22 protein-coding genes and 1 rRNA gene are annotated in these 23122 nt (G+C 38.0%); 4 read left to right on the forward strand and 19 right to left on the reverse strand.

The window, feature by feature from the left end; translation table 11 throughout:
• Together C9J35_RS11705 and C9J35_RS11710 are read right to left on the reverse strand one after the other, a co-directional pair.
• Positions 1–66, reverse strand: a 16S ribosomal RNA gene (locus tag C9J35_RS11705); the annotation flags it as partial.
• Positions 67–406: 340 nt separating this feature from the next.
• Entirely contained in the window at positions 407–1300 is an 894-nt protein-coding gene (locus tag C9J35_RS11710) for a nucleotidyltransferase-like protein (RefSeq protein ID WP_054767687.1), read from the reverse strand.
• A 150-nt stretch (positions 1301–1450) separates the two neighbouring features.
• On the opposite strand from C9J35_RS11710, the gene C9J35_RS11715 reads away from it, so the two are divergent.
• A complete protein-coding gene (locus tag C9J35_RS11715; RefSeq protein WP_054767686.1) occupies positions 1451–1804 on the forward strand; it encodes a YgzB family protein in 354 nt (117 codons plus the stop codon).
• A 23-nt stretch (positions 1805–1827) separates the two neighbouring features.
• On the opposite strand, the gene perR is transcribed toward C9J35_RS11715, so the two are convergent.
• From perR to bcp, 3 genes are all read right to left on the reverse strand, one after another.
• Positions 1828–2271 carry a peroxide-responsive transcriptional repressor PerR gene (gene perR / locus C9J35_RS11720; protein ID WP_107924650.1) on the reverse strand — a complete coding sequence of 148 codons (444 nt, stop codon included), beginning with the start codon at positions 2269–2271 and terminating at the stop codon, positions 1828–1830.
• A 113-nt stretch (positions 2272–2384) separates the two neighbouring features.
• Positions 2385–3329 (reverse strand): D-2-hydroxyacid dehydrogenase, encoded by a 945-nt coding sequence (locus C9J35_RS11725; RefSeq protein ID WP_107924651.1) that lies wholly within the window; start codon positions 3327–3329, stop codon positions 2385–2387.
• Positions 3326–3802 carry a thioredoxin-dependent thiol peroxidase gene (bcp, locus tag C9J35_RS11730; RefSeq protein ID WP_107924652.1) on the reverse strand — a complete coding sequence of 159 codons (477 nt, stop codon included), beginning with the start codon at positions 3800–3802 and terminating at the stop codon, positions 3326–3328. Before bcp ends, C9J35_RS11725 begins: the two co-directional genes overlap by 4 nt.
• Positions 3803–3931: 129 nt before the next feature.
• Between bcp and C9J35_RS11735 the strand changes: the two genes are divergently transcribed.
• The 3 genes from C9J35_RS11735 to C9J35_RS11745 all read left to right on the forward strand — a co-directional run bounded on the left by C9J35_RS11735 (position 3932) and on the right by C9J35_RS11745 (position 7205).
• Positions 3932–5218: a glutamate-1-semialdehyde 2,1-aminomutase gene (locus tag C9J35_RS11735; protein ID WP_054767684.1), complete on the forward strand. Its 1287-nt coding sequence runs from the start codon at positions 3932–3934 to the stop codon at positions 5216–5218.
• Positions 5219–5360: 142 nt separating this feature from the next.
• Positions 5361–6449: an FUSC family protein gene (locus C9J35_RS11740; RefSeq protein WP_107924653.1), complete on the forward strand. Its 1089-nt coding sequence runs from the start codon at positions 5361–5363 to the stop codon at positions 6447–6449.
• 123 nt (positions 6450–6572) lie between these two features.
• Positions 6573–7205, forward strand: coding sequence for a TerD family protein (locus C9J35_RS11745; protein ID WP_107924654.1), 633 nt, complete (start codon positions 6573–6575; stop codon positions 7203–7205).
• A 136-nt stretch (positions 7206–7341) separates the two neighbouring features.
• On the opposite strand, the gene C9J35_RS11750 is transcribed toward C9J35_RS11745, so the two are convergent.
• The 14 genes from C9J35_RS11750 to C9J35_RS11815 all read right to left on the reverse strand — a co-directional run bounded on the left by C9J35_RS11750 (position 7342) and on the right by C9J35_RS11815 (position 22825).
• Complete coding sequence (locus C9J35_RS11750) at positions 7342–8382, reverse strand: toxic anion resistance protein (protein WP_107924655.1); 1041 nt, start codon at positions 8380–8382, stop codon at positions 7342–7344.
• Positions 8383–8404: 22 nt separating this feature from the next.
• Entirely contained in the window at positions 8405–10036 is a 1632-nt protein-coding gene (locus tag C9J35_RS11755) for a YceG family protein (RefSeq protein ID WP_107924656.1), read from the reverse strand.
• A 26-nt stretch (positions 10037–10062) separates the two neighbouring features.
• A complete protein-coding gene (locus tag C9J35_RS11760; RefSeq protein WP_107924657.1) occupies positions 10063–10875 on the reverse strand; it encodes an HAD family hydrolase in 813 nt (270 codons plus the stop codon).
• Between the two features lie 12 nt (positions 10876–10887).
• A complete protein-coding gene (locus C9J35_RS11765; RefSeq protein WP_107924658.1) occupies positions 10888–11988 on the reverse strand; it encodes a cysteine protease StiP family protein in 1101 nt (366 codons plus the stop codon).
• Positions 11988–13349 (reverse strand): phosphoribosyltransferase family protein, encoded by a 1362-nt coding sequence (locus C9J35_RS11770; RefSeq protein WP_107924659.1) that lies wholly within the window; start codon positions 13347–13349, stop codon positions 11988–11990. Before C9J35_RS11770 ends, C9J35_RS11765 begins: the two co-directional genes overlap by 1 nt.
• Positions 13306–14523, reverse strand: coding sequence for an HpcH/HpaI aldolase/citrate lyase family protein (locus C9J35_RS11775; protein ID WP_107924660.1), 1218 nt, complete (start codon positions 14521–14523; stop codon positions 13306–13308). Before C9J35_RS11775 ends, C9J35_RS11770 begins: the two co-directional genes overlap by 44 nt.
• A gap of 309 nt (positions 14524–14832) precedes the next feature.
• Positions 14833–15408, reverse strand: coding sequence for a TerD family protein (locus C9J35_RS11780; RefSeq protein ID WP_107924661.1), 576 nt, complete (start codon positions 15406–15408; stop codon positions 14833–14835).
• A gap of 24 nt (positions 15409–15432) precedes the next feature.
• On the reverse strand, positions 15433–16014 hold the full coding sequence (locus C9J35_RS11785; RefSeq protein WP_054767682.1) for a TerD family protein: 582 nt from the start codon (positions 16012–16014) through the stop codon (positions 15433–15435).
• A gap of 101 nt (positions 16015–16115) precedes the next feature.
• Positions 16116–16736, reverse strand: coding sequence for a TerD family protein (locus C9J35_RS11790; RefSeq protein WP_054767681.1), 621 nt, complete (start codon positions 16734–16736; stop codon positions 16116–16118).
• Positions 16737–17055: 319 nt separating this feature from the next.
• Positions 17056–17943 (reverse strand): nickel transporter permease, encoded by an 888-nt coding sequence (nikC, locus tag C9J35_RS11795; protein ID WP_107924662.1) that lies wholly within the window; start codon positions 17941–17943, stop codon positions 17056–17058.
• A gap of 15 nt (positions 17944–17958) precedes the next feature.
• A complete protein-coding gene (locus C9J35_RS11800; RefSeq protein WP_054767680.1) occupies positions 17959–18963 on the reverse strand; it encodes an ABC transporter permease in 1005 nt (334 codons plus the stop codon).
• Between the two features lie 249 nt (positions 18964–19212).
• Entirely contained in the window at positions 19213–20826 is a 1614-nt protein-coding gene (locus tag C9J35_RS11805) for an ABC transporter substrate-binding protein (RefSeq protein ID WP_107924663.1), read from the reverse strand.
• A 30-nt stretch (positions 20827–20856) separates the two neighbouring features.
• On the reverse strand, positions 20857–21837 hold the full coding sequence (locus tag C9J35_RS11810) for an ABC transporter ATP-binding protein (protein WP_107924664.1): 981 nt from the start codon (positions 21835–21837) through the stop codon (positions 20857–20859).
• Positions 21812–22825: an ABC transporter ATP-binding protein gene (locus C9J35_RS11815; protein ID WP_107924665.1), complete on the reverse strand. Its 1014-nt coding sequence runs from the start codon at positions 22823–22825 to the stop codon at positions 21812–21814. Before C9J35_RS11815 ends, C9J35_RS11810 begins: the two co-directional genes overlap by 26 nt.
• Positions 22826–23122: the final 297 nt, after the last annotated feature.

A 23122-nucleotide genomic window follows, 5' to 3' on the forward strand; every position in this document is an offset into this window, starting at 1 on the left:
CTCGACTTGCATGTATTAGGCACGCCGCCAGCGTTCGTCCTGAGCCAGGATCAAACTCTCCATAAAAGAAATTTGATTAGCTCAAATTGTTTTGCTGGCATCAATTTTGATGTCCAAAATTTTGTTTTGTTCACTAACCGAAGTTCGTTACTAAAAACGTTATTGATTACGTTTTGCTTGTTCAGTTTTCAAGGTTCATATAAAGTCGTTTTACAGCGACTTCTTTATATTAACATTTCACTCAGTTTGTGTCAACTACTTTTTATAAAAAGTTTTTTCTGTTTCTCTAAGTGGATTACTTTATGTCTTAGCGACAATTAATATAATACAATAGCAATGTACTTGGCGTCAATACTTTTTTATAAAAAAATATCGAGGTATTTTCTATACCTCGATTACTAGCATACTACAGACTTGATTCCAATTCTAGAGATTCTTTATTTACCTTATAATGTCGGTGGAATATCATTTCACTCTTAGCAACTACAGGATCTATAAGAACATAACCTTTGTCTACTAAATACTCAACGAATACTTCTAGATCAACAGAGTAGTTAACCAGTTCTTTATGATCGTGCAATTCTTGAATTGTCCATGACTCTTTCGCTTGCATTACTTCTAATATATGTTGCGCACCGTCCTGTGTGCGAGAGTGAATTAGGAATTCGCTCGCTAAAAATAAAAGCTCTAATCGCTTTTCAATCGGTTCATTACTCATAACAAGTTCTTCATATAACTTATAAATTGCTGGTTCAATTTTTTTTACTTGCGCCCAAACCGTTACTTCTGGATAGAGCCCACTATCGATAATTGATAGGCGCCCTAAATGATGTAATGAGTCTACTACATGATTATAAGCATCCAGATAGCTTCCCTTATCAAAATATTCTTTTCCTTCTAAGTAACGTCGAATTAGTTTGGAAAATTGAATGCCGGTTTTAATTTTACGACCATTGAACGGAAACTCCTGTAACTCAATTTTTAATTTATGAAGAAATTCATTGCGATCAAATAACACTTTGCCAAAGAAAATCCAATCGACCACCTTTTTGTTAGAGCCGATTAACAACCATTTGCGTAATAATTGCTCTGTAACAGTATGTAGGGCTACCTTATTTCCTTCATATAAGTAGTGTTTTGTATAAACAGGCTTCGCTGCTTCCTTCACGATTATTAGTAAGACCGTATCAAATGTATCGGTAACATTACTTTGCTCCTCGCGCTTTTCCACTAAAATAACGCCTAATGTATTCGACTGACTCGCACGTTCTTGGTATATTGGACGCAAAACTTGCTCCATGTTCAGTCCTCCTCTGTTCGTTTTGTGACCTCTTATTTCGTTAAAAATTCGACATACTCTAGAAGTATTCCTTCTTTCCTTATACTCAAAGCTAAAATACTTTGTCCTTATATGTTATAGTAGATTTTAGATTGGGAGGCAAGATGTTATATGAAACCTTATAAAAGTAAAATTAATAAAATTCGTTCATTCGCATTGGCACTTATTTTTATCGGCTTTGTAGTCATGTATGGGGCCATCTTCTTTAAAAATAATCCCGTGCTTGTACTAATCTTCATGACACTTGGCTTACTTTGTATAATCGGTAGTACAGTCGTTTACGCTTGGATCGGTCTTCTCTCAACACGTGCAGTCCAAGTACAGTGCCCAAATTGTCACAAATATACAAAAGTATTAGGTCGTGTGGATATGTGTATGTATTGCAATGAACCGTTAACATTGGATCCAACACTTGAAGGAAAAGAATTCGATCAATCTTATAATAATAAGACAAAAAAATCCTAGCCCTTAATTAGAGCTAGGATTTTTTATTGTACTTTTGCAGAAACAACTTTACATGATGGACATGTACCGTATATTTCTAGACGGTGTGAGTGCACATCAAAGCCAGTTACTTGTGAAGCAAAATGCTCAATTTCATCAAGACCAGGGTAATGGAAATCCACAATTTTACCACAACATTCACAAATCATATGATAATGATCGTTCGTTACGAAATCAAAACGACTTGAAGCATCTCCATAAGTCAGTTCCTTTACTAAGCCAACTTCACGGAATACTCGTAAGTTATTATAAACAGTAGCTACACTCATATTTGGGAATCTCCCTTCAAGTGCTTTATAAATTTCATCGGCCGTTGGATGTGCCATCGATTGTATTAAATATTCCAAAATAGCATGACGCTGAGGAGTAATACGTACACCAGTTGTTTTTAACGTGTCAAGTGCATCTTGTAAATGCGTTGTAGACATCGTCATGCACCTCTTCTCATAAGTATTATTAATTTATAATTGTTATAAATAGTGTATCGAATGAAACTAACATCTGTCAACAATTGCCCATTCTACTTATGAAAAATTACAACTCAATACCCTCTTGACAGATCCATCACATTTTCTAAATCCGTTTCCCCGTCAAGCCATTTTACCAAGCTTGGCTTAAATATATTTAAGCTACGTTCTACATAACGAGATGAATGACTTGATACATGTGGTGATACGATAACATTCGGTAATGTCCATAACGGACTATTCTCAGCAAGTGGTTCTTGTTCAAATACATCAAGTACTGCATAGCCAATCTCGTTGGCTTTAATTGCTCGGATTAGCACCTGTTCATCCACCAAGTTGCCACGTCCAAAATTCATGAAAATAGAATTGTTTTTCATCACTTTAAAATGTTCTTCTTTCAATAAATGCGTAGTCTCCCTTGTTTTAGGTAACACAGAAAGTACAATATCCGCTTTAGGTAAAGCTTCTAAAAGTTTATCGAAGCTCACCATAACATCCATATGCGGAGCTTTTTGGCCAGAACGGTTGCAGCCAATTGTTTGCACGCCAAAAGCGTGAAGTAAACGACCTACTTCCGATCCAATTGCACCTGGTCCTAAAATTAAGGCCGTGCTATCACATAATTCGGTTTGTTTCACTTTTTTTGACCATTCACATTTCTTTTGTTGCTCATACATCCACGGCAATGCACGCTTGATGGCTAAAATATGAGCAAGCATCGACTCTGCCATAGGTGTTTTATGAATTCCTCGAACATTTGATACTAAAATCCCTCGCTCAATGATTGCTTGAGCAGGCATTTTTTCCACACCTGCTGAAGCAACAAAAATCCATTTGAGTTTAGTTGCATATTGTAAATTTTCTTCATTTAAATCTTCACCATATGTAACCACCACATCTGCCTTTTGAAGTTCTTCTGTTGTTAGACCACTTTGAAAAACAAAATCAACTTGCGGAAACTCCTCTACTAATGGTTCACGTAAATCTTGTCGTGGCTCAAACGTAAAATAAATTCTCATTTCGTTGCCTCCTGCTCTGCTAAAAATGCATACACTTCTTCAATATGGTTTTTCACGCGTACTTTACGCCATGCCTTCACAAGATTGCCTTCCGTGTCGATTAAAAATGTTGAACGCTCAATACCCATATATTCTCGTCCATACATTTTCTTTAGTACCCATACACCATAAGCCTCTGCTACTGCATGATCTTCGTCCACTAGGAGGGAGAAAGGCAACCCATGCTTGTCGATAAACTTTGTATGCTTCTTTACATCATCTGGACTAACGCCCAACACAATTGCATTTAACTGACTAAAATCTTCATGCTTATCGCGGAAGTCACAAGCTTGTGTCGTACAACCTGGCGTCATATCTTTTGGATAAAAATACAAGATAACATTGTGCCCTTTAAAATCTGTTAAATGCACCTTTTGTCCTTTCTCATTTATGAGTGAAAAACCAGGTGCTTTTTTTCCTTCTATTAATGTCATACAATCTCCTCCTCTGCACTTCTTATTTTACTCTAACTAACAAATCAAGTCATATTCCTGATTTTCTTTGGATTTCTTACACTGATAGGTCTACAATAGATTAAGTATAATTACTTAGGAGGCAATATGATGAATCACTCAAAATCTGAAACAGTACACGCAGAAGCGCTACAGCACATAGTTGGTGGTGTAAATAGCCCTTCACGTTCTTATAAAGCAGTTGGTGGGGGTTCCCCTGTCTCTATGGCTCGTGGAAAAGGCGCTTATTTCTGGGACGTGGATGGTAACCGATATATCGACTATCTAGCAGCATACGGACCACTCGTGACAGGTCATGGTCACCCACATATCGCTAAAGCCATTACACATGCAGCTGAAAACGGCACATTATTCGGTACCCCTACTGAATATGAAGTAACATTTGCTAAAATGCTAAAAGAAGCAATTCCTTCAATGGATAAAGTACGCTTTAACAACTCTGGAACAGAAGCTGTGATGACAACAATTCGTGTTGCGCGCGCTTACACAGGTCGTACAAAAATTATGAAATTCGCTGGCTGCTATCACGGTCACTTTGATTTAGTATTAGTGGCTGCCGGCTCTGGACCTGCTACACTTGGTACACCTGATTCAGCAGGTGTTACTACTGCAACGGCTGAAGAAGTGATTACTGTGCCATTTAATAATCCGCAAGCATTTACGGATGCTATGGACAAATGGGGCGACCAGATTGCTGGTATATTAATCGAACCAATCGTGGGGAATTTCGGAATTGTAGAGCCAAATCCAGGCTTCTTAGAATTAGTACATGCAACGGCAACAGCAAAAGGTGCTTTAACAATTTACGATGAAGTTATTACTGCCTTCCGCTTCCATTACGGCGGCGCACAAAATCTTCTTGGCTTAACGCCTGACCTTACTGCATTAGGAAAAGTAATAGGTGGCGGTTTACCTATCGGCGCTTACGGTGGCCGCAAAGAAATTATGGATACAGTCGCTCCACTCGGTCCGGCCTATCAAGCGGGTACAATGGCGGGTAATCCCGCATCAATGCAAGCAGGAATTGCTTGTTTAGAAGTATTGGCTACACCAGGAATTTATGATGAAATGGACCGCCTAGGTGCAATTTTAGAAGAAGGTATTTTAGCTGCTGCTAAAAAGCATGATGTAACAATTACGTTAAATCGTTTAAAAGGTGCGCTTACGATTTACTTCACAGATGTCAAAGTAGAAAACTATGACCAGGCTGAAAACTCTGATGGGGAAATTTTCGGACGTTTCTTTAAATTAATGTTAGAACAAGGCATTAACTTAGCACCGTCTAAATATGAAGCATGGTTCTTAACAACAGAGCATACAGAGGCAGATATTCGTGAAACAGTAAAAGCTGTAGACTATGCATTTTCAAAATTATAATTAAATGACAATACAGAGGCGACTTTCTATAGAGAGTCGCCTTTTTCGTTCAGCAAAACACAAATCTATGTATTTTATAAGCACTTCCTTCTATAATGTAAAGAAGCTTAAAAATTTTAGACAGAAAGGACATCCATTTTCTATGAAATTAGGTGCCCGTGTATTTAAAACAGGTGTTGCAATTGTCTTTGCATTGTTTATTGCAGAATTGTTACATTTACCTTCACCAGTATTTGCTGGAATTGCTGCAATTTTTGCGATTCAGCCTTCCATTTATCGTTCCTATCAAACCATTGTCGAGCAAGTACAGGCAAATATAATTGGTGCAACGATTGCTGTTATTTTTGGTTTACTATTTGGCCACCATATTGTAGCTATCGGAATTGCCGTCGTCATTACAATTGGTTTAATGTTGAAATTTAAACTTGAAAAATCATTGTCTTTAGCTCTGGTGACAGTAGTAGCGATTATGGAGATACAAGGCGATGATTTCATTACTTTTGGTATCATTCGCTTTTCAACTATTTTAGTCGGAGTATTGGCAGCTTTTGTCGTCAATTTATTTTTCTTACCACCTAAATATGAAGTGAAGTTGTTCCGAAAAATTTATTTTTTACAAGATGATATTATTCGATGGACACGACTCGCTGTTCGTCAGGCTTCCGAACATACATCTACTAAAACAGCCATAAATAAATTCAGAGACCGTATGTTACGTGTCGATACATTGTATGATTTTTATAAAGAAGAGCGCAATTACATTAAAAATAAAAAGTTCGTCAAGGTGAGAAAACTTGTTGTGTATCGCCAAATGATTACAACGTCGAAGAAAAGTTTGGAGCTCTTACATCGTTTGCATAAACATGAAAATGAATTGGCCCATCTACCAACACAGTTCCATTTAATGATTCAGGAGCGATTAGATTTTCTCCTCACCTATCATGAACAGCTATTATTAAAGTACACTGGCAAATTAAAACCCGAGCATTCTGAATGGAGCAAGCATATTGATTATGTCCAACGCAATGAATTGATGGAGATTTTCATTAAACAAGTTTCATACGCTCATGAAGAAGGAGATACTGAATTTTCAAGCTATCACCTCCTGTACATTTTATCGCGCATTTTAGATTACGAGGAAAACTTAGAGCACTTAGATACATTGATTGTGTCGTATCAAAACTACCATGGTCAGGAAATTAATCTAGAAATAGAAGAAGAGTTTATTTAATGTTTAGAACGACAAACGAAGGTAATTCTGTTTGTCGTTCTTTCGTTCTTCTTCCATTAATTTGTAAATATTTTGATAATAAAGTATAATTATCATAAATTTTATGTTGGAGGGGGTTAATAAATGGTAAATTTAAGCAAAATTGAATTAACAAAAAAAGGCCAATCCATCAACTTAACGAAATCTCAACATCAAGGAATTGGAGAGATTCTAGTCAACTTAAACTGGAATCAACAATCTGTTAAACCTTCGGGCGGTTTTTTATCATCTTTGTTTGGTACTAAAGCACGCAGCGGAATTGACTTAGACTTAGGTTGTTTATATGAATTAACAGATGGTTCAAAAAGTTGCGTCCAAGCTCTTGGAAATGCATTTGGACAGTTGCACTCTCCACCCTTTGTAGAACTAGATGGTGATGATCGCACGGGTATGGTAAGCGGGGGCGAAAACTTACGTATTAATGGAGATAAGGTAAAGGATATTAAACGGGTGCTAGTATATGCCTTTATTTATGAAGGCGTAGCTAATTGGTCTGAAGCAGATGGAATCGTGACGATTAATTACGAAACAGGACCAAGTGTAGAAGTTCGTTTAAATGAACATCGTAATGGGAAAAACATGTGTGCAATTGCCATGATAGAAAATGTAAATAACGAAACATTTAAAGTTGAGCGCCTTGTTGAATATTTTAACGGCCATCAAGATATGGATGACGCCTATCATTGGGGTCTCTCTTGGCGTACAGGAAGAAAATAGATTAATTACTAAAATGCGTTTACTTCCAACAAAATATTTGCTAGCGTAGTCATCCAACTGCCCTTTGTAGTAAGTTCAATAAGTATCTCATATAAAAGCTGACACCATTTTACTTTCTAAAAGGTGTCAGCTTTCTTTAGGTTTCATTGCGCAATGCCATGAGTTGTTGCTCTGCTTTCATGCGCTGTTCCGTATGTTCTTCACGTAGCTTACGATAATTAGAAATTCCAGAAACAATTGTATCCCACATTTCTTCAAGTGTCTGTGGCTTTTCAGGTTGTTTTGCCATCATCGTGCTTAATTGCACTACATCGTTATGGGCTCCCCCAAATTGTTTCATGCGATTTTCAAAAGCCGCTGCGGAATCATTCTGTAGTTTTTGACGTTTCTCATTGACTGCATTCATAATACTCATTTTAAAGACAGGTATTGTTGTTATAAATGCACTATTAATTTGTTCTATTAACGCACTATTACCATTCCGAATCATCTCTATTTGAGGAGCCGCTAAAATTGCAACCATACGGGATTTCTCTAGTTCATCTATTTTTTGTGTCAGCATATCGGTAATCGTTTGCAATGTATTTAACTCCATTTTTGCAATTTGATTGCCTGCCTCACTCTGCTTTTTATACATCGGCATTAACGTTGTTGTCACTTCGTTTAATTTCATTTCTGTTGCTACAATATATTTTTCAATTTCTAGATAATAAGTCAAATCTTCACGATATAGGCGCGCAAGCATACGATTATCATTTGCTAACGCTTCCTCCATTAGCACAAATTGATAATGGATTTTCTCAATATCTCTACCAAGCAAATTATACTTCTCAAACAAGTCCTCATCTTTCTTGGGCGCACGCTTAAACAACTTACTAAAAAAACTTTGCTGCTCGATAACTTCCTTTTTATCAAATTTGATCATTAATGCTTCCAGTTGCTTCAGCAAATCACCTGATTCATTTACTTTTGATTTCGCCATCATATTTAAAATTTGGTCTGAAAAACGTGATAGCTTCGTTGAAGGTTCCTTACCAAGTGCCATTAAATCTAGTTGATTCTTGATATTAATACGATTTGCTATTTGCTGTACTTCGGCATGTTGACGTAATTGTAGCTTTGTCACTTCCGCTGTTTCTGGTGTCAGTTGATCAAGCGCAATGGGTACATTTGACATGGTGCGCCTCCTTTCCTAATCATCAAAAAAAGCGATTAAACAATTTTTTAATCATCTTATCTGGCGCAGGCTTTTGCTGCTTTGGTTCTTCGTATTGTAAATCAAATACCATATGTTCTAAACGATGCCCATCAAAAGTATCTTCTAGCAAATGCTTTTCCATATCTAACTTGCCTGTAGGGTTATAAAACACAATATCAATACCAAATCGATTTAAAAACGCTAGTAAAGCAACGTCTTCACGGGCTAATGCAGGCTGTTGAGGCGCTTGATAGAGCACAAGTTTAGGTACTTCCTGTGCATAATCAAAGCTTTGCAATAGACGTAGGATTTCTTTTGGAATCATGGCCATCTGTTTAAATAAAAATAACTGTAAATCATACTTTGATTCGTTTGGTAGTTGTTTCAGGAGTGGCTGTTCACAAGATGTTTTGATGGTATGTGCAATTGCTTGTTGAAGTTCTAATGACAATTCATCATACTGCCACCAGTCACTTTGCAAAATACGCTCTGTGGATAATTCTCCATTCACTAGACAGTGCTTATAATGGAAATGGAAATTGGCTCTACTCGCTTTCACATATGGAAACTCCTGCACAAATACGGTTTGCGGACTGGCAAGTAGCTTATGCATATAATGCCAATACTCTTCACGTCTACTCGCTACACCGCTAATTTTTGCAAAAATAACAGGAATCACCACTTCGTTCCCTATGACTTCAAATTTCGGACGTACCATCGCCTTTTCATTTGCATAAATAAAAATATCGTCATATGTCATTCGTAATGTTAAAGAACGGGGCATAAAATCTTTAAATTGCCATGGTCGATATACACCGGATTGTTGATCGTGCATTAACTGCTCAAAATGTTGACTGGAGCGATAGCCGACAGTTGCTTGACGGTCACGAAGCTTATCGGGGAATGGCTGTAATGTTGTTTGGCTGCCATAGACGTGTGTAATAGAAAACATATTCGTGATATCCACTTCTGCAAATTCATCGATAGCAGCCGGGTGGAAGATTAACACATCACATCCTAGTTCCATTAACAATAACAAGAAATATCGCTGACTAATCGTCGTTTCGCCATACCAAACAACCTTTGGAAAGTCATCCGTCGGCTTCATTGTCTGCGTCCATTGTATCCAATGGTTTTTTAGCCACTTCACCATATCAATTAAAAAGCGACGAAAATCATTTGCTAGTAAACCAAGTGATTGCTGGTCACGAAAACGCTCCACTACGCGAATGGTTGCCAACTGTAAATGCCGGTTCATTGTAACGTCATCATGCTTTGGAATAAGCTGATGGCCATACATCATTGCAATTAGTCGATTAATTGACAATCCTTTGGGTGTTTGTTGGTGTTGCTCTAAAATACTTTGTAATGCCTGAAAATCCTTTTGTTCAATATGTTTATTTAATTCCTCGCTTAAAATATGCACGTTTGGATTTTGAGACAATGTATATAATGAGTTAAAATAATCATCTTCTTCTATTGGTACACCTAATACTCGAACGGCAATGCGACTAAAACGAATTTGTTGCTCTGTCACCTCATAAAGTGCACGCAATTTCGGTGAATCTTGAAACGCTTGTAGCCAATCATAAGGATCCCGTTCCAACACTGATTCTATTGTGATTGATTGCATACAATACGTCACCTCCTTACATGGTCTTAGACAGTTGGTTGTTTTGCTGCAAGTCGTAAAACATCCTCCAGTAAACTTTGCGTAAACGCTTCACCACTATTAGCTGAATATATTGTATTCCCTAACACTTGAGGTTGTTTATCTTTTAAATCACCGTGTGCTGGTGTAAATCCAATATCTGCCATAGCGAGCATACCGTAGTCCATAATGGAATCGCCCGCTGCTACATGCACATCATATGTACAATGTTCTTTTAAATAGGCAATCGCCGCTTCCTTCGTTAACACTTTCGGCAAAAAATATAATTTTCTTCCTTGTAAAAGTACATACCAACCCAGCACATCAAACTCCTGAATGATTGCCTGTACAACATCTTGTCTTAAAATTGATAGGTCAACATAATAAACATAAAAGAGTTCATCAACATAAAATGATTGTTGAAGCCAAGTGTCGGATCTTATCCCATCAAAACGTTGCAACATATCAGCATCTGGAATCGAGGAATCTTCAATACGCTTACGTAAAGTTTTTGCCCATGCTTCATTTGGACGACCCTTTTCTAATATTGTACCCCCATTACTCGTAATTGCAAAAGTTGGACATAACTCATTTATTACATGAATGCGTTCATATTGATGCAAAGCACGAGTAGTTACCGGCACGAATAACGTTTGATCATGTACCTGATGCAATAATTTCGTTGTCGCTTCCGTCATCATGCTCATCACTTCACCGTCTTTTCGTTCTGCTCCGACAGTTGGTGTTATTGGTGGGAAATTTGCCATCATCCGCTTTGAATAAATAAGGGTACGGTCTAAATCCGATGTAAATAGTAGCATGTATTCTCTCCTCTATACTTCTTTTATTAAGCCGCAGCATGCATACGACATATTCGGATATTCTTCAATAGGTACATTCTTTTCCTTAGCTAATAACAGGATGTGTTCAAGTTCGTTCATGTATTTAGGATTAATTAAAATTTTCCAAGGTATTCGGCGAAGTAGCACACGCGTCGTTTCACCAACGCCAGGCTTTACGAAATGAATATTGGTAATCCCTAAATCCTGTTGAATGGCCTGCACGGATTTCAAGCCTTGCCATGTAACAGGAGACTGTGATTGCTCACTAATTTGCTGCGTGACATCATGTTGAACTTGTTTGAAATAAGCACTTACACGGTCGATATACACGTTTGATACATCAACATCCTCTAGCTCTTTATAATATTTAGCGCCATGAAAGTCATGTTCCTGCATAAACTGCAAATTCAATACGGTGCGACTCACTAACCCAGACACTGTGGAATTTAAACAAGCGGAGGGAATCAAAAAGTCTTCGCGTGTTCCATAAATTGACGTACAGTTCCCAGGATCAGCTAAAACAGCTAATGTAGAATCCAATTGTTGTACATTGTTTGCATTGAAAAGCTCACAGGATTGTTGCAATTCCTTTGTGATAGCTCCTTTTCCAGTCCAGCCATCAATAAATTGAATGGCTGCCAAAGGATGCTCTGAAAAGATATAACGAATGGCTGTCTCATCAATACCACGGCCACGCAGTATTGAAATCGTGTAATGGGGCACTCCGACGTTATAACGCATTTTAATATACCGCTTAATCAAAATACCGATTGGTGTACCTGCTCTTGCTAAACTAACGAGCACTAAATGCTCTAATCCTTGGCGCGCTACAATTTGTTCCGCCACAATCCCAACAGCTATTGCAATGCGTTGTGCATAATCATCTAACGTTTTATAAAAAAGTGCCATATAAGCATCTGATGGGTGATATTCAACTGGCAGCATTTCAGAATAATGTGTGCCCGATTGAATCAGACGCTCACGTTTTTCATTATTTAACTCGAGTTTGATATTACTAATATCTCGTAGTAAAAAAACAACATCCTCAGATGAATAACTCCCCATTTTATCGGGTTGCATGACTAATCGCATTATTCCCCCTCCAATTCATGCATACAGATCACATAAATGTTTGCGTCACTTACAGATTGCAGTGCATGTACAACTCGTGCAATTACTTCTTTATTTGCTATACGTTCTACGACAAGAAAAAGTTCCGAATAAGGATGACTTTGTACATTGTATAAATAGTTTTCAACTCCATTATTTTCAGGACATTCAAATGCTATTTTCTCAGTAATTGTATAGCCTGTATCATGTGCACAATAAATCGGGCTACGAGTTGTCGATTGAATATAGACGTCCTCGCCTAAGTAACTAGCTATTTGCATCGGAACATACATAAATTCACCTGTACCAATAACAAGTGCTGGACCACCTGATCTAAGTTTTTTTAACTGCTGGGCAATCCTCTTTATTGTATTCTTTTGTACTGCCTGCTGTTCAGTTGTTAACATAAATCTTCCTGTTGCTAGCATATAGGGCGCTTTATTATCAATTCCGTTTTCCGCAATTGAACGATAATATTTTTGTTCAATACAATCCTTTGGTGATAGGATAGTCAGATCTTGAACCTCTTGTGTAGTGATCCCAACTTGTTTGCTAGATAAATACGGTTCTCCACTACAACTAAATTGTCCGCCCATCATTGCTACAAAATCAATCGTTACATCCCACTTCTTTTCCATTTGTTGAAAGACTTCATGCTGCTGGGCTGAACGCCAATCTAAAATAGATAACACTGAATAATGCTTAACATCCGGAAATTTTTGTCGCAGTGTTTCAATTATATTGACCACTGTATTTCCAGTTGTAATCTCATCATCTATTAACACGATACGTTTGGCTTGAAGTAACTTATCTGGTTGCTCACAATAAACGCGATGACTCGTTGCATGTGAATGCTCTTCTTCAAAAGTTACAAATGGTTCAAGTTCAGGTAAAAATTCACGTGTAGTATGAATATACATCGCCCTTGACCCAAAAGCATTAAATACGGCATGACCAAGCGCTGTAGCTGTTTCTGCGAAACCTATAAACAATGTTTCCTCTAAGAGCTCAAGGGGTTTTGCTTCTACTTGTTGTAATATTTCTTGCACATGTTGCTGTTTCTTAAGTGCCTGTACAATAGTTGGCAGTAATAATGCTTCCTCACCAACAAGCTTCTCATGATACATCATTGCCAGCAATGTTCCAGTAAGAATTGGTACTTGCGGTCGCACTGCTAAATGTTTGCCAAGAACGGTACTAACAAATAAAAATTGTCTTTTTTTATTAATACGCGTTGCCATTTTAAACAAATCTGTTATGGCAAAATCATACGGATTATTCGTAATCGAAATTTCAATTTCATAGTCCTGAAAAATATTCAACTTGCTCTTCAGTTGTGGCATCCATACTTCCCCCTGCTTCAGTATTCAATAAAAGGGACGCGAAATCTACAGATTCGTTGTATACACCATACACATGTGCTTGGCGTAAAATTTGTTGCGCCCACCTCGTATGAGGCTTCATTTCATTCATTTTATTAGCATAATGACTTTTTATCACACCTTTTTGACCATCATTTTGCTCTACAATGCTCAGTGCATCTAAATATTCTTCGTACGAAACTACATAAAGCGCATGGACAACACGTATATGACTAGGATGAATAATCGTTTTACCTAAAATTCCATTTTGTCTGTCCATTAAGACTTCCTTAATCAAACCATCTAAATAATCATCGAGTAATGCCTGTCGTGCGTGTAGTGCTCCTTTTTCACTAAACGGTGTCACTCTCAAAGCTGGCTTCAACACACGCTGATTACTGAAATATTCCCATACAGGCCCAGAAATAACAAAACCGTCTTCCTCGCGACCTAACACATTGACAATGTCTGCAATGCAATCTCGAATAACCGCTATATCGTAAATCGTCGAGTCTACACGCCGACGTATACCGTAAATCCCACAAAAATCAGTCGCACCAATGCGAACATTTAATACGCGTTCTCTGTATTGATGAAGCACTTCCTTAATTGCAAACAATGCATCCATACGGGATTCCTTATACAAAATATCACGACTTTCCAAAATCGGCATGCCAAATAGCTTAAGTTGATGCTGTTGAATCGTTTGTTCAAGCAAATTAAAATAAGCAGCTCCTTGCACAGCAGAAAATTTAGGAAATACATAGCCTGTTAGTACTTCTTGATATTTTCCTAAGACAGATGTTAAAAATGAAAATTGCTCGACACTGCGTACACGAATAAATATAAGCGGTAATTGTTGAAGTTGGATTTCATTATTTTCATAAAGTGTATAGAGCGTGCGAATATCCTCTATTAATTTTTCTTCACATTGCACTAACTCCGCATCTCCAACAGCATCTTCTAAATCGATGACAAACGAAGTCAAATCTTTATATTTCTGAGATTGCACCATATCTGAAATATTAGGCATCGATGCCGGCATATATAAAGTAGCACCTAATGTGTAGGATAAAATATTTGGGTTATCCAATTTTGTAAAAGGTTGTGGCTTTTTATAAAAAATAGTCTCCGTCTCCGTTGCAAAATGTTGCATCTACTTCTCTCCTTCATCAAAAGAATTATCATTGCGGAAAAAGGCACTGGATTAGCCTGCTTTTTACAGACCAATACAGTGCCTTTAGTTACGTTGCTTTCTTATTCAACTTATGTAGAACAAAAGTTAGTAAAAATGCTACGATTAAAATAACGAAGAAAACTTCGTGTAGTAAGCAGAAACCCAAAGCGCCAGCAAATATTTCTAGGTATCTCGCTACGCCTTTTAACAGGTTAAGGACAGTATAGATTTTGAATGATTCATGCCCCATTCAAAATCTATACATTTGCCAAAATTCTTTACTATATTTTATTGTAAGCCGTATGCACTCACTAACGCACCAAGTCCACCTTGATAACCTGAGCCAACTGCTGCAAATTTCCACTCGCCGTTGTGACGGTATAATTCACAGAATACGACCGCTGTTTCAATGCTGAAATCTTCCCCTAAATCATAGCGCAGGACTTCTGAACCTGATTCTTCATTCGTTAAACGCACATAAGCATTTAATACTTGCCCGAAGTTTTGATGGCGCCCTTCCGCATCATAAATTGTCACGGTCACTACTATTTTATCAATTTGAGGAGATACTTGTTTTAAGTTTACAAGAATTTTTTCGTCATCCCCATCACCCACACCCGTACGGTTATCACCTGTGTGCACGACAGATTGGTCTGAACTTGTTAAATTATTGTAGAAGATAAAATCTTGCTCATTACGACATTTTCCAGATGCATCAAGTAAAAATACAGAGGCATCTAAGTCAAAGTCATTTCCACCATCAAATTGTTTCACATCCCAACCTAAACCGATACCTACATTATTTAAGCCTGGATCTTGCTTCATTAAATCAATGCGTTGCCCTTTACTTAACTGAATACCCAATTAGAAAATCTCCCTTCCATTGTATTAATTTACGTTTAATCCGTAGTCACTGCAAAGTGCAGCTAAACCACCTTGATAACCTGCTCCAACTGCGTTGAATTTCCATTCTCCATTATGACGATATAACTCGCCTACTACTACAGCTGTTTCAATACTGAAATCTTCTCCTAAATCATAGCGGATGACTTCTTCATTTGTTGCCGCATTGACAATACGAATAAAGGCATTAGAGACCATACCAAAGTTTTGGTTACGTGCATCTGCATCATGGATTGTCACAGTAAAGGCAAGTCGTTGAACATGTGCAGGAATTTGTGTCAATGCAACCTTCACAACCTCATCATCGCCGTCACCAACGCCTGTTAAATTATCTCCTGAATGTTCAACAGAGCCGTTACCACCAATAGTATTGTTATAGAAGATAAAATCATTTTGGTCTGCTACTTTCCCTGTATCAGCAAGTAAAAACACAGATGAATCAAGGTCAAAATCATTGCCGCCATCATATTTATTTGTGTCCCAACCTAAACCTACAATAACATTTGTTAACCCTGGATTAGTTTTTGTTAAATCAACTTTTTGACCTTTTTGTAATGAAATACCCATTTTTATAGTCCTCCTAGTTTTTAGTGTTCATTGCTATTTCAATGCATAACTATATCTGTCATTTCGCTTTCGCAATAAAAACTTGCGGAATGAAGATGAAATTATTGATATCTACGAGCTACGTCGCCAAGTTTCATATCATTCGTACCACTACCAACAGCCGCAAACTTCCACTCATTGCCATGGCGATAAATTTCACCACACACTAACGTCGTTAAGTTCGAATAGTTATCAGTTAAATTATAACGAATTAGTTCGGCTCCTGTCTTGTCATCATACACGCGAATATATGCATTTTGAATCATACCAAAATGTTGGTTGCGCCCAGCTGCATCATATATATTAACGACAAATACCATTTTATCGTATTGTGCTGGTATTGCTCCTAGCTCGATTGTAATAACTTCATCATCACCATCGCCATCACCTGTTAAATTATCACCTGAATGTCGGATAGAACCGCAATTACTTGATAATTTGCCAAAATAAATTACATCATCGTTTCCTACTAATTTATCATTTTGGAGCATTAATACAGAGGCATCACAGTCCACATTTTTACCGCTACCGCCGCTGCCTCCACTAGAAAATAAACCCCCTAGGAATCCACCACTTTTTGTTTGGCTTACTGGATCCCAGCCCAAACCAACTTTAATTTTATTTAAACCAGCATTACCTTTTGTTAAATCGACACGTTGTCCTTTTTGCAAATTAATTCCCACTATCAACATCCTCCTATACCTTGAATGCGTTTCCAGCTGAAAACGTATGTAAATTCTTATTTAGCATGAAGCGCAAACTCTATACGTTTATAAAAGTACCATCCAAATTTACACTACTCCTATAAAGGTAAATTCAGCCTATCTCAAGTCTAAAATAACATGACAAAAAATTCAATTAATGGCCCCAAAAAGGTTTAATTCATTTAATATTATTAACAATTATTGTAAAAAATAACAGTATACTAACTAAATCGTTCTATTCATAACATAAAAAAAGCCTTCTATTTTTTATAAAATAAGAAGACTTCTTTCACTTTTGTTAGCTTTTCATCTTCGGATCGAGTGCATCACGTAATCCATCGCCCATTAGGTTAAAGCCTAGTACCGTTAACATAATAGCGAGACCTGGGAAAATCATCGTCCACGGGGCATTCAATAAATAGATACGTGCATCCGCTAGCATTTTTCCCCACTCTGGTGCTGGTGCTTGGGCACCTAACCCAAGAAAACCTAATGCTGCTGCTTCAATAATAGCTGTTGCAATGGCCAGCGTACCTTGCACGATAACAGGCGTCATCGAGTTTGGTAAAATATGCGAAAATAGAATGCGTATATCACGCATGCCAATTGCTTTTGCAGCGACAATATACTCCTCTTCTTTTACACTTAGTACTTTCGAGCGGATTAAACGTCCAAAGTTTGGAATGTTTATAATCGCAATCGCTATCAATGCATTTTGTAGTGACGGCCCAAGTACAGCTACGACAGCGATAGCAAGTAAAATACTAGGAAATGCTAGCATAATATCAAAAACGCGTGAAATAATAGTATCAATCCATTTCCCATAATAGCCTGCAATAATTCCAAGTAAACTCCCTACGACAACTGATAGAATAACTGAAAAAAAGCCAACCCACAATGAAATACGTGCACCGTGGATAATACGAGAAAAAATATCACGTCCAAAATCATCTGTCCCAAACCAATGTTCACTTGATGGCGCTAGTAATCTTTTCGTTAAATCCTGCTCATTAATGCCTTGCGGAGCAATCAGTGGACCAAATACTGCAAGCACAATAAAAAATATGACAATGCCCGCGCCTGCTAGGGAGATTTTACTCTTTTTAAAGCTACGCCAGCCTTCTTTCCAAGGACCTACCGCACGATTTTGTGCTGCTTCTTTTCTTATATCTGCTGTTCCAGCCATAACCGCAGCTCCTCCCTATTTATATTTAATCCGCGGATCGATTACTGTGTACAATAAATCCACGATTAAGTTAATCATGATGAAAATAAAAGCGATGACTAAAATTCCTGATTGAATAACAGGATAATCACGGAAGCCAATTGCTTCATAAATATAACGTCCGATTCCTGGCCAACTGAAAATTGTTTCTGTTAAAATGGCACCTCCTAGGAGTAAACCAGTTTGCAAACCGATGACCGTTAACACTGGAATAATAGCATTCTTCAGTGCATGTTTATAGACAACAATAAACATCTTTTGTCCCTTTGCTCTAGCCGTACGTACATAATCAGAGCGCATGACTTCAAGCATAGATGAACGAGTCATACGGGCAATAATAGCCATTGGTATTGTTGCGAGCGCCAACCCAGGTAATACTAGTCGCTTTAATACCTCAATAAATTGATCGAAACGTCCTTGAATGAGTGTATCAAGTAAATAAAAATGGGTGATGGCGGTGATAGGATCTCGAACATCTTCACGCCCGGAAGTCGGAAACCAGCCTAACTTAATGCTAAATGCCCATTGTTCCATCAGGCCTAGCCAAAACACCGGTACAGATACACCGATTAACGCGATTACCATTGCCAGATAGTCAAACCACGAATTTTGGAACCACGCAGAAATAATACCGGCATTCACTCCAACAATGACTGCAATGATTATCGCAAATAAGGCTAGCTCCGCTGTTGCTGCTAAATACGGAAAGATTTCCTCAGATACCGGAAGTTTCGTACGCAATGAGACACCTAAATCTCCCTGCAAAACGCCACCCAAATAGCTAAAATATTGCGTATACCATGGTTTATCTAATCCTAAACTTGCGTTTAATGCTTCGACCGCCTCTTTCGTCGCCTGTTGTCCTAATATGACTTGTGCTGGATTACCAGGAATTGCGCGAATTAACATGAAGACGATAAAAGACATTCCAAGCAAAACTGGGATTAATTGAAATAAACGTCTCCCCATATAGTGAAGCATCTTCTTCACCTCTCTATTATTTTCTAATTATACTTTTGCCATGAAAAGCATCGAAGTCTATACACATACTGTAGAAAGGGCCTGCCTTCACCAAACGGTTATGACGTTTAGATGATTGATCTTTCATACAGAAAAACGGGTTGTGACAAACATAGTCACAACCCGTTTCTACAACGATAGACAAAGCCTACAGCTGTAAAAAGCTTGTTATGTCACTATGATTAAGCGACATCCTAAATCCTACTACGTTTATTTTATATCTACTGCGTCTAAACGGTCAGAACCTGTTGGATGTGCAATGTAGTTCGTCACTTTTGTATTTGCAGCTAAAATAGGAGTTGAGTGCGCTAGTGGAACCCAAGGTGCATCTGCAAAAATCATTTCTTGTGCTTGCTTGTAGAGCTCATTACGCTTGTCTTCATCGATCTCTGTTTGAGCAGCTACAAACACTTCATGAAGTTTTGGATTGTCGTAGAATGTATAGTTATTAGAGCCAATATTGTCCCCATCTAATAATGTGTAAAGGAAGTTATCTGCATCTCCGTTATCACCTGTCCAACCAAGTAAAAACGCATCTGCCTCTCCGTTTTGAGCTTTCTCTAAATAAGTAGCCCATTCAAATGTAACGATTTTCGATGGAATGCCTACATCTGCTAAATTCTTTTGAATTGCCTCTGCCACTTTTTGACCATCTGGCATGTATGGACGTGGTACAGGCATAGCCCATAGTTCAATTTCCTTGCCATCATAGCCAGCTTCAGCTAATAATGCTTTTGCTTTTTCTGGATCATATTCATAACCAGTAATACCATCGTTATAGCCTGAGATAACTGGAGGCATTGGGTTTTTCGCTGGCTCAGCTAATCCTTCATAGAATGCATCTACTAAAGCTTGCTTATCAATTGCGTGATTGACTGCTTGACGCACTTTCACATTATCAAATGGTGCACGAGTTACAGTTAATCCAAGATAACCAACATTCATCGATGGGCGTTCAATTAATTGTAAATCTGCATTTGCTTCGATTGATGCTTTATCAGATGGGCTTAAGCCGTCCGCTACATCAATTCCCCCTGTATTTAAATCATTTAAACGTGCAGAGTTATCGGGAATTGAACGGTAAATCACTTTATCTAACTTCGGAAAACCAGCAATATAATAATCGGGGTTTTTCTCGATTGTAATCGATTCATTACGCTTCCATTCTACAAATTTGAATGGACCTGTACCTATAGGGTCTGTAGATAATCCTTCTTCATTTGCTTCAAATGCTGTTGGAGAAGCAATTGCAAATGGAGACATTGCTAAGTTTTTTAGGAATGGTGCCTGTGGTTGGCTTAACTTGAAAACAACTGTGTAATCACCCTCAGCAGTTACTGAGTCTATTATTTGCTTGTCACCCACCACAAATTGAGAGCTAAAGTAAGGGTGCTTATCGCCGCCAGCCTTCCAACGCTCTACATTTTTCACAACTGCTTCTGCGTTAAAGTCCGTACCATCATGGAATTTTACACCTTCCTGTAATTGGAATGTGTATGTTAAACCGTCTTCTGATGGCTCCCACGATTTTGCTAAACCTGGATGAATCGTTACATCTTGCTCACCAAAGTTAACAAGTGTTTCATATATGTTGGCCGTAACTGTGAATGATTCACCATCAGTTACTACAGCTGGATCTAGAGCGACAGAGTCACCTCCACGTCCGTATACTAATGTTTTAGCCCCGCCACTGTCGGCTGAGTCTCCACCTGCTGGCGTATCTTTAGAACCCGTATCCTTGTTATCTGCGCCACATGCAGCTAAGATTGTCGAGAGAACCAGGATCAGCATTACGCCTAATGACCAAAGCTTCTTTTTATTCATTAAATTTCCCCCTAATGTTTTTTATATCATTTAATGTTGCAGCGCATCATAAAGATGACAGGCAACATAATGACCCGATTTTACTTCTTGCATTTTAGGAACAACCTGTGAACACTCCTCCATTTTAAAAGGACATCTTGTATGGAAAGTACAGCCACTTGGTGGATTCGATGCGCTTGGAATATCTCCAGAAAGTATAAGCTGCTCGCGTTCAAACGTAGGGTCTGGCACAGGAACAGATGATAATAAGGCTTGCGTATAGGGATGAAGCGGCTCCGCATATAAATTCTCACTAGCTGTCAGTTCTACTAACTTCCCTAGATACATCACCCCTACACGATTACTAATATGACGAACTACCCCTAAATCATGTGAGATAAAAATATAAGTAAGTTTTAATTCCTTTTGCAATGTCTGCATAAGATTTAAAACTTGAGCTTGAATCGATACATCCAGAGCAGAGACAGGCTCATCCGCAATTATTAAGCGGGGATTTGTCATGAGCGCGCGAGCAATTCCAATACGTTGCCTTTGCCCTCCGCTAAACTGGTGCGGATAGCGTTTAATGTGATACTCATTTAATCCAACGATTTGAAGTAGCTCTAATACTTTTTGCTTTCTTTCCTTCGAATTCCCCATCCCATGAACAATGAGCGGCTCCTCTAAAATTTTGCCGATATTATGACGGGGATTGAGTGACGCGTAAGGATCTTGGAAAATCATTTGAATATCTCGACGTGCTTTGCGCATTTCGTTGTTTGATAATTCTGAAATCATTTTACCTTCGAATTCAATGACTCCTTCTGTCGGCTCAAGTAAACGCATTAATAATCGACCTGTTGTCGATTTACCGCATCCTGACTCACCCACAATACCTAATGTTTCACCTTCAAATACTTCAAAGGAAACATCATCAACAGCTTTCACATCGCCCACTTGGCTATTAAGAATGCCTTTCCGTATAGGAAAATACTTTTTTAACCCATCAACTTTCAATAACACTTTCGTCATGGTGCACCACCTCCTGTTCATCCACTAAAAAGCATCTCGATTTATGTTGCCCTGACATTTCGAATAATGGCGGTGTTTCCTGTAAACAACGCTCCATCGCAAATTCACAACGTGACGCAAAACGACAACCGACCTTAATGAAGCCAGGTTTCGGTACACTGCCTGGAATAGAATAAAGATTATCCTTTTTATAGCGCATATCTGGCACTGATTTAATGAGCCCCTGTGTATATGGATGCTTTGGATTCGTAAAGATATCATGAATAGGTGCTTCTTCTACTATTTGCCCAGCGTACATCACAATGACGCGCTCGCATGTTTCTGCTACGACACCTAAATCATGCGTTATTAACAGGACAGCTGTATTCAAACGTTTATTCAAATCTTTCATGAGTTGCAAAATTTGCGCCTGAATCGTTACATCTAGTGCTGTTGTAGGTTCATCAGCTATTAATACCTTCGGATCACAAACAAGAGCCATCGCAATCATGACTCGCTGGCGCATTCCACCTGATAATTGATGCGGATAATCTTTTAGTAATTCCTCTGCACGTGGTAATCCTACAAGCTTCATAATTTCAATCGCTCGTGCAAATGCTTCTTTTTTCGACCATTTCGGATTATGAATTAATATTGCCTCTTTCAATTGATCACCAATTGTAAATAAAGGATTTAAAGAGGTCATCGGCTCTTGGAAAATCATCGCTACATCTTTCCCGCGAATTTTCTGCATTTGCTTATCCGTAAATGCCGCTAAGTTTTTGCCATCTAATAGTATTTGTCCACCCGTTATTTTTCCAGGCGGTGATGGAATTAAGCCCATAATCGACAAGGATGTCACACTTTTTCCACTACCCGACTCCCCAACTATCCCTAAAATTTCGCCTTCATGAACCGAAAAATCAATATCTTCAACGGCAGGAATCTGTCCATCATCTGTGAAAAAGGTTGTCTTTAAACCTCTTATTTCTAACAGCTTTTTTCGCATATTCAATCGCTCCACCCTACCAATATTTTAATAAGATTCTAATTTATAGAATATAATACACTAACTTTCTTTAAATTCCCTATTTTCAGATAATTCTAACTAATAATTCTCTCTCTTTCAATCATTATTATTCTGCAATTATCAATAAATTTCTACATTTTTTGCATACTGTTAATTTTCTCTTATTTTAACGATAGTATTTTAGAAAATTAATAACAATTTGTTAAAGTTACATTGATTAAAATGCCACTAAAAAACCTATTTATTTAATCGTTTGACAAGAAATTTGAAATATTT

Origin of the sequence: Lysinibacillus parviboronicapiens (assembly GCF_003049575.1) — a bacterium.
GTDB lineage: Bacteria > Bacillota > Bacilli > Bacillales_A > Planococcaceae > Lysinibacillus > Lysinibacillus parviboronicapiens.